Source organism: Amycolatopsis sp. NPDC028719 (genome assembly GCF_055565395.1).
This window is the reverse complement of sequence record NZ_JBVHUL010000008.1, coordinates 152,212-159,791: the sequence shown is the minus strand read 5'-3', so window position 1 is coordinate 159,791 and position 7,580 is coordinate 152,212. Positions and strand designations below refer to the sequence as shown.

General features: G+C 71.4%; 7 protein-coding genes. 2 read left to right on the top strand and 5 right to left on the bottom strand.

Annotated elements, in window-relative coordinates; all coding sequences use genetic code 11:
* Window positions 1-217 precede the first annotated feature (217 nt).
* Complete coding sequence (locus tag ACZ4TR_RS33440; RefSeq protein WP_364515405.1) at window positions 218-484, bottom strand: hypothetical protein; 267 nt, start codon at window positions 482-484, stop codon at window positions 218-220.
* A 117-nt stretch (window positions 485-601) separates the two neighbouring features.
* A complete protein-coding gene (locus tag ACZ4TR_RS33435) occupies window positions 602-1,369 on the bottom strand; it encodes a thioesterase II family protein (RefSeq protein ID WP_465291666.1) in 768 nt (255 codons plus the stop codon).
* Between the two features lie 163 nt (window positions 1,370-1,532).
* On the opposite strand from ACZ4TR_RS33435, the gene ACZ4TR_RS33430 reads away from it, so the two are divergent.
* Complete coding sequence (locus ACZ4TR_RS33430) at window positions 1,533-4,118, top strand: helix-turn-helix transcriptional regulator (RefSeq protein ID WP_465291664.1); 2,586 nt, start codon at window positions 1,533-1,535, stop codon at window positions 4,116-4,118.
* Window positions 4,115-4,276, top strand: coding sequence for a hypothetical protein (locus tag ACZ4TR_RS33425; protein WP_465291662.1), 162 nt, complete (start codon window positions 4,115-4,117; stop codon window positions 4,274-4,276). Before ACZ4TR_RS33430 ends, ACZ4TR_RS33425 begins: the two co-directional genes overlap by 4 nt.
* A gap of 207 nt (window positions 4,277-4,483) precedes the next feature.
* Here ACZ4TR_RS33425 and ACZ4TR_RS33420 read toward each other — a convergent pair whose 3' ends face one another.
* From ACZ4TR_RS33420 to ACZ4TR_RS33410, 3 genes are read right to left on the bottom strand one after another with little or no spacing between them, the layout of a single operon-like run.
* The gene (locus ACZ4TR_RS33420) at window positions 4,484-5,446 is read right to left on the bottom strand and encodes an NAD-dependent epimerase/dehydratase family protein (RefSeq protein WP_465291660.1); all 963 of its coding nucleotides are present in this window, start codon (window positions 5,444-5,446) and stop codon (window positions 4,484-4,486) included.
* Between the two features lie 11 nt (window positions 5,447-5,457).
* Entirely contained in the window at window positions 5,458-6,750 is a 1,293-nt protein-coding gene (locus tag ACZ4TR_RS33415) for a nucleotide sugar dehydrogenase (protein WP_465291658.1), read from the bottom strand.
* Window positions 6,751-6,783: 33 nt separating this feature from the next.
* The gene (locus tag ACZ4TR_RS33410) at window positions 6,784-7,467 is read right to left on the bottom strand and encodes a PIG-L deacetylase family protein (RefSeq protein ID WP_364515388.1); all 684 of its coding nucleotides are present in this window, start codon (window positions 7,465-7,467) and stop codon (window positions 6,784-6,786) included.
* Window positions 7,468-7,580: the final 113 nt, after the last annotated feature.

Sequence of the window (7,580 nt, the reverse complement as noted above, 5' to 3'; positions counted from 1 at the left end):
GTCCCTTTTCGTTGTCCGTGAAGGCTTTCTCGTGGGGGCGCGAGGGCCGCGGAGCGCCGGGGTGGGCGCTCGACGCGGGGGAGGGCACGCGGCTGGAGCGGTAGCGCTGTCGCAGACCTTCGTCGGCCGGGCTCGCGGATCGCCGCACGAACAGGGGCGCTCGACGCGAGCCGAAACACTCCCGGACGAACGCCCCCAGGCGTCCGCCGCGGGATCGTCACACCTCGGCGAGCAGCCCCAGCGAGCACAGCGAACCCGCCAGCAGCACCATGTCGTAGCGGGTGTCCTCGACGTCGGTCTCCCACAGCGCCGCCAGCACCGCGCTGGCCCGGTCCACGTCGCCGTTGTGCTGCTTCAGCGCGATCCACATCGCCGCGGCCACCGGCTCGCAGTCGATCTGGCGGCTCGTGGCGCGGCAGCTCAGCTGGAGGTGACCGTTGGGGAGCATCCGCTGGGTGACACCGGGAACGGTCTGGATCGCCATCATGACTACCTCCGAGGGGCGGGTCGTTTTCTCGATGTACTCAGTTTCGCGGACCGGGGCCCGCCGGACCATGGGGTCCGCACCTGAACTCCGCCTGGGGTTTCCCCACCCTGCCCCCTAGGGGCTCCAGTCACCCAGCCGGGCCTTGACACTGGCCAGAACGCCCTCGAGCTGCGCGTTCAGGTAGAAGTGCCCACCGGGGAACACCTCCACGACGCAGCCGCCGGTCGTGTGGGTGCGCCAGGCGTCCGCCTCGGCGATCTCCGTCACCGGGTCGTCGTCGCCCACCAGCACGTGGATCGGGCACGCCAGCTCGCGTCCCGCGCGGTGGCGGTACGTCTCGACCGCGGTGTAGTCGCCGCGGACCGCGGGCAGCACCATGCGCAGCAGCTCGTCGTCGCCCAGCACCGCGCTGTCGGTGCCGCTGAGCTCCTTGAGCGCCGCGATCAGGCCGTCGTCGTCGCGCTGGTGGACGTACTCGATGCGCTGGGCCGACGGCGCCCGGCAGGCGGACGCGAACAGCCCCAGCGGCCGCGCGCCCCGCGCTTCGAGCCGGCGGGCGACCTCGTAGCCGAGCGTCGCGCCCATGCTGTGGCCGAACAGCGCCACCGGCCGGTCGAACCACGGGCCGAGGTCGTCGGCGATCGCGTCGGCCATGGCGCCGACGTCGTCATAACACCGTTCGCCGAGCCGGTCCTGGCGGCCGGGGTACTGGACGGCGACGACGTCGGCGTCCAGCCCGGCGGCGACGGCCGCGCGCGAGAACGGGAAGTACGCCGTCGCGGACCCGCCCGCGTGCGGCAGGCAGACGAGCCGCACGGCGGCGTCGTCGGCCACGTGGAAGCGCCGGATCCACCGGCTCGTTCTTTCGTTCAGGGCAGTCACAGTTTCCGAAGTGTTCGGGGCTTTCCCCGGCCTGGCAACCCCTACCGGAACTGTGTCGGATTCACTCCGTTGGGTGACTTTAGATTGCGGTTGGCCCTGCTTAGGCGCCTGCTGCGAACGTCGTAGGGGCAGGAAGACAACCGCCTGCTTCGAGGAGCTTGCGATGGGCGCGATCTGGGGGCAGAACCGCCGCGAAAATCCGCAGGGGGCCTTGGCTTTTCTCGAGGACCTGTTGATCGAATGCGACGCCGGTGTGGGAGAGACGGTGCTGGTCGGTGGGGGACCGGCCAGCGGGAAGACACACCTGCAGCACCAGGTGGTGGTGCGGGCCAAGGAACTGGGCATCGTCACGCTGACCGCGTCCGGTGCCGCCGACGAGCGTGCCGTGGACGGCGGGGTCATCGACCAGCTGCTGGCGAGCCCGCTGCTGCCGCCGTCGCTGACCGGCAGTCCAGCCGGCGGCGACGGCAGGGATGTCGACGAACGGATTGCCGCGCTGTGCAACGCGATCCACCGGCTGGCCCGCGAACGCGCGGTGCTGGTGGCGGTCGACGACCTGCACCACGTGGACGAGACCTCGGCGCGGCTGCTGCTGCGCCTGCAACGGCGGGCGCCGTCCGCCGCGCTGCTGCTGGTCCTGAACCACGCTGACGGGTCGTACGCGGATTCGCCGTTCACGTCGCTGCCGCACCGGCACGTCGAGCTGACGCCGCTGTCGGTCCAGGCCATCGCGGAGCTGGTGCAGGGCGACGGGCTGCCCGAGCGGATCCACGAGCTGAGCGCCGGGAACCCGCTGCTGGTCCGGGCGCTGGTCGACGCCCACCGCGGCAGCGCGGACACCGGCTCGGCGTACTCCGAGGCCGTGCAGCGGCTGCTGCACCGCTACGGCTCGCCGCTGCGCGAGGTGGCGACCGCGATCGCCGTGCTGGACAGCGACGTCACGACCGAGGCCGTCGCCATCGTCGCCGGGGTCGACCCCCTGGAGGCCGAGGCGTCCACCGGGCGGCTCGCCGACGCGGGACTGGTCGCGGGCGTCCGGTTCCGGCCGCCGGCCGCCGCCGCGGTGGTGGGCGGGCTGCGCGGGCCGGAGAAGGTCCGGCTGCACGCCCGGGCCGCCGAGGTCAAGCACGCCCGCGGGCTCAGTCCCGCCGAAGTCGCCCGGCACCTCGTCGCCTCAGGCGAGGCGGAGGCCGACTGGGCGCTGCCGGTGCTGGTCGCGGCGGCGGAGCAGGTGATGCTCGCCGACGACATCGACTTCGCCACCCGCTGCCTGGTGCTCGCCGCGTCGGTCGCGAAGGCGCGCTGGGAGCAGCAGACGATCTCCCAGCTGCTCGCCAAGATCACCTGGCGCGTCAACCCGGCCGCCGCCGCGCCGCACCTGAGATCCCTGCGCGAGGCGGGTTCCCTGGACTCCTCCGACCGGCTCGGGCTCGCACGGCAGTCGCTGTGGCTGGGCGACCGGGACACCTTCGAGCGCTCGTTCGCCGCGCTCGAGAACGACGTCGAACCGCTCGACCCGCGCACCTCGGCGGAGCTCATCCTCGCCGGCTACTGGCACTACGGCGTCTCGACGACGACGGCCGACCCGGGCGATCCCTGGCTGCACACGGCGAACACGCTGGCTTCGATGTGGCGCACCGGCGGCACCGAGGCGACGTCGGCGTGCGCGGAGCGGATCCTGCAGAACTGCCGGCTTTCGGACACCTCGCTCGAAGCGCTGGCCACGGCGATCCTCGCGCTGGCCCACGACGACAAGGCCGACCGCGCGGAAGGCTGGTGCACGTCGCTCAGCGAGGAAGCCGAATACCGCGGCGCGATCACGTGGAAGGCGATGCTCGACGCGATCGGCGCGAGCCTGCGGCTGCGCCGGGGCGACGTCCCCGGTGCCGTGGACCTCGGCACCCGGGCGCTGGGCATGCTGGACGCGCCGAACTGGGGCGTCGCGATCAGCTACCCGCTGGCCACGCTGCTGATCGCGCACACCGCGGCCGGGGCGTTCAAGGACGCGGCGGCGGTGCTGCGGCACCCGCTGCCGGAGGCGGCGTGGACGACCCTGGGCGGCGTCCGGTACCTGCGCGCCCGCGGGCACTTCCACCTGGCGACCAACCGCGGCCTCGCGGCCGTGAGCGATCTGCAGCAGTGCCGGCGGATCCTGCACGAGCAGGACCTCGAGCTGCCGGCGGTCCTGCCGTGGCAGGCCGACCTCGCGGAGGCGAACCTCGGCCTGGGCAACACGGCCATCGCGGTCGAGCTGGCCAGGCAGTCGCTGGCCGGCCCGGCCGACGCGTACTCGCGCGGGTCGGCCCTGCGGGTGCTGGCCCTGGCCGGCGACGCGGCGGCCCGCCCGGGCCTGCTGAACCGGGCGGCGGAGGCGTTCAAGGCGTCCGGCGACCGGCTGGAGCTGGCGAAGACGATGCGCACGATCAACCACCTCAGCCAGCGCGCGGAGCGGGCGGGCAGCCTGGTGAAAGCGGTCCACGTACCGCGCCAGGGCCGCTCCCGGCCGCCGGTCCCCCGGCCGGTGCCGCGCCCGGAGCCGGCGTCGCCGTCGGCGTCCGTGCTGAGCGAGGCGGAGCTGAGGGTGGCCGAGCTGGCCGTCGAGGGCCGGACGAACCGGCAGATCGCGGAGACGCTGTACATCACGGTGAGCACGGTCGAGCAGCACCTGACCCGCGTGTACCGCAAACTGGGCGTCGGCGGCCGGGCCGCGCTGGCGGGCGAGTTCGCCGACGCCGAGGGCGGGCAGTGAAGGTGCTGCTCACCGAGACCGAGCTGCGGGTCGCCGAGCTCGCCGCGGACGCGACGGAGATCGACGCGATCGCGGCGGTGCTGGGGGTGCGGCCGGCGGAAGCGGCGGGGCTTTTGGAGACGGTGTACCGGAAGCTGGGCCGGGCTGGGAGCGCGTGAAAGGGTCGTTCACGGCGTTTCCGCGGCGTGCGAGCGGGCGGGAGCGCGCGGCTCGAACGTCTTGAATGACTCATTCCTGGCGTCGGATGAGGTGAATGACTCATTCAAGGCATCGGGGCCGGCCGCCACCGAAGAACCCAGGGAACCCGAAACGCAGCGAAGGCCACCCCGGGCGAAACCCGGGATGGCCTCCGAAAGCAAAGCGGCTCAAGAACCGCGCTGATCCGCGACCACCGCCGCGATGATGTCGTCCAGCGTCCGCTTGGGCGAGAACCCGATCTGCCCCAGCGCCTTCGTGCAGTCCGGGATGCGGCGCTGCATGTCCTCGTACCCGTCGCCGTAAGCCTCCTCGTAAGGCACCTTCGCGATCGTGCTCGAAGAACCCGTCGCCGAGATCACGCGCTCGGCGAGCTGGGCGATCGTCGTCTGCTCGGTGCTGCCGAGGTTGAACACCTTGCTGTACGCCGACTCGTCGGCCAGCAACGCCACCAGCGCCGGCACGACGTCGTGGACGTGGCAAAAGCACCGCGTCTGCTGGCCGTCGCCGAAGACCGTGATCGGTTCGCCCGCCAGGGCCTGCTTCACGAACCGGGGGATCACCATGCCGTAGCGCCCGGTCTGGCGGGGGCCGACCGTGTTGAACGGGCGGACGATCACCGTGCGCAGGCCGTGCTCGACCGCGTACAGGTAGGCGAACGTCTCGTCCAGCGCCTTCGCCTCCGCGTACGACCAGCGGTTCTTCAGCGGCGAGCCGATGATCCGGTCGGCGTCCTCGGTGAGGCCGTCGGCCGTGTTCTTGCCGTAGATCTCGCTCGTGGACGCGACCAGGATCGGCACGTCGTGCTGCAGCGCCGCGTCCAGCATGGTCTCCGTGCCGTGCAGGTTGGTGCGCAGGCTTTCCATCGTCTTGTCGAGGATGGTGAAGACGCCGACCGCGGCCGCGAGGTGGAAGATCGCGTCGATGCCGGCCATGCACGCCTCGACCGCCGAGGGGTCGGTCACCGAGCCGCGCACGAAGCGGAACGCCGGGTTGTCCCGGACGCCGGCGAGGTTGTCGAGCGTGCCGGTGCTGAGGTTGTCGAGCGCGACGACCTCGTGGCCGTGCTCCAGGAGGTGCTCGGTCAGGTGGGAGCCGATGAAACCGGCGCCGCCGGTGATGAGGTAACGCACGTCGTGTCCTCTCAGTTCGCGAACAGCGAAGGGTCGAAGCGGTACGTGGCATCGATGACGACCGGGCACTGCCCGAGCCAGTCGTACCCGTGGCCGGGCTGGACGGTGTGGATCAGCGCGACGTCCCAGCCGTCGCCCTCAGGCTCGGCGACGCTGTCCAGCTGGCCGCCGGTGACGCGGATGGTCGGCACCAGCGGGTCGTGGTAGCCGACCTTCGCGCCCTTCGCCGCCAGCAGGTCGATGATGTCCAGCGCCGACGACGACCGGACGTCCTGGACGCCGGGCTTGTACGTCACGCCGACCACCAGCACCCGCGCGCCGGCGAGCCCCTTTCCGTTGCGGGACAGGGTACTCACGACGCGGTCGACGACCTGCTTCGGGCGTTCGGCGATGGCGTGCATGGCCTGCGTGACGAGCGGCGCGTTCTGCTGCGTCGCGCGCAGCTGCCAGAGCAGGTAATGCGGGTCGCACGGGATGCAGTGCCCGCCGACACCCGGGCCGGGGTGGAAGGCCATGAAGCCGTACGGCTTGCTCGCCGCCGCGTCGATCACCTCGATCGGGTCGATCGAGAAGCCGTCGCTGATCTCCGCGAACTCGTTGGCCAGCGCGATGTTCACCGCGCGGAAGGTGTTCTCGTACAGCTTCGTCAGTTCGGCGACCTCCGCCGAGCTGACGCAGTGCACCGCCGGGGTCAGCAGGTTGATCACGCGCTGCGCCATCGCGGTGCACGCCGGCGTCACGCCGCCCAAGACGCGCGGAGTCTCCTGCTGCGTGTGCGTGACGTTGCCGGGGTCGATGCGCTCGGGGCTGGACGCGACGAAGATGTCGCGGCCGACCTTGAACCCCTTGGCGGCCAACGGCTTCACCAGCAGCCGGCCGGCGGTGCCGACGTAGCTGGTGGAGGTGAGGATCAGGGTCTGGCCGGCCCGGGCGTGGGCGATCAGCGCGGTGCAAGCGCTTTCCAGCGGGCCGAGGTCGGGCATCAGGTACTCGTCCAGCCCGGTCGGCACGCACACCAGGACCGCGTCGGCCTCGGCCATCCGCGCCAGGTCGGCGGTGAGCTGGAAGTCCTCCTGGTGCACGGCTTTCTCCAGCCGGCGGTGGTCGGCCTCGATCAGGTCGACCTCGCCGGAGCGGATCGCGTCGAGGCGGTTCTGCGAGAGGTCGATGCCGATGATGCCGACGCCGCTCTCGTGCAGGCCGAGGGCGGTCGGCAGGCCGACGTACCCCATCCCGATGACGGCGACGGAGGTCAGTTCGTTCAGCTCGGCCAGGATTTCGTATTCGGCGACAGTACTCGTCATTGCGGTTCACCCGTCTCTTGCACGGTGGAAGGGTCAGTGCACGACCCGGACGATTTCGAAGGCTTCGGCGAGTTCGGTGGAGATCTGCGAGCCGCGGTACTCGGCCAGGGCGCGGACGCCCCGCTCGCTGCGCGGGTGGGGCCAGGGCTCGAGTTCCTTGCCGTACGCGCGCAGCGCTTCGATCTTGCGCTCGACGTGCGTCTCCTCGAGGCGCTGCCAGCAGTTGGGGCGGAAGGTGACCGGCAGCCCCGACGCCTCGCCGACGTCGGTGGCGGAGCGGATTTCGAAGGTCCGCACTTCCTGCACGCTGCCCTTGCCCGGCCGGCCCGCGACCCGGGCGGCGCGGCTGACCAGCGCGTGGTCGGTGCTCAGGTCGCACATGCTCGTGGTGAGGATGGTGTCGGGCTCGAAGTCCCGGACCTCGTTCTCCACCGTGCGGTTGAGCTCGAGGTGGCTGACGGTGTCGAGGCGGTTGTCCCCGAACTCGTGGATGCGCACGCGTTCGATGCCCAGCGTCTTCGCGGCCAGCTCGATCGCGGCGGTGCGGTTGACGACCCCGGCGCCGGTGGACGAGCGCGAGCCGTCGTCGTTGGTGAGGATGCAGAGCGAGATCGTCACACCCTCGTCGGCGAGCCGGGCGATGGTGCCGCCCGCGCCGAGCGTCTCGTCGTCGCCGTGCGCTCCCACGACCAGCAGCTTGCCAATTTTCCTGTGCATACCGGATCCCCAGTCTTCGTGCTGATGGAAGTGCCTTCGTACGGCCGTCACGAGCAACGGAAGTGTCTTCGCAGAAATCTGACATCCGCCGGTCGCGACCGACAACCCCTAAA

Coding starts and splice junctions, on each gene's coding strand:
- ACZ4TR_RS33440 (WP_364515405.1), bottom strand. CDS start 484: ATGGCGATCCAGACCGTTCCCGGTGTCACCCAGCGGATGCTCCCCAAC.
- ACZ4TR_RS33415 (WP_465291658.1), bottom strand. CDS start 6,750: ATGACGAGTACTGTCGCCGAATACGAAATCCTGGCCGAGCTGAACGAA.
- ACZ4TR_RS33410 (WP_364515388.1), bottom strand. CDS start 7,467: ATGCACAGGAAAATTGGCAAGCTGCTGGTCGTGGGAGCGCACGGCGAC.
- ACZ4TR_RS33430 (WP_465291664.1), top strand. CDS start 1,533: ATGGGCGCGATCTGGGGGCAGAACCGCCGCGAAAATCCGCAGGGGGCC.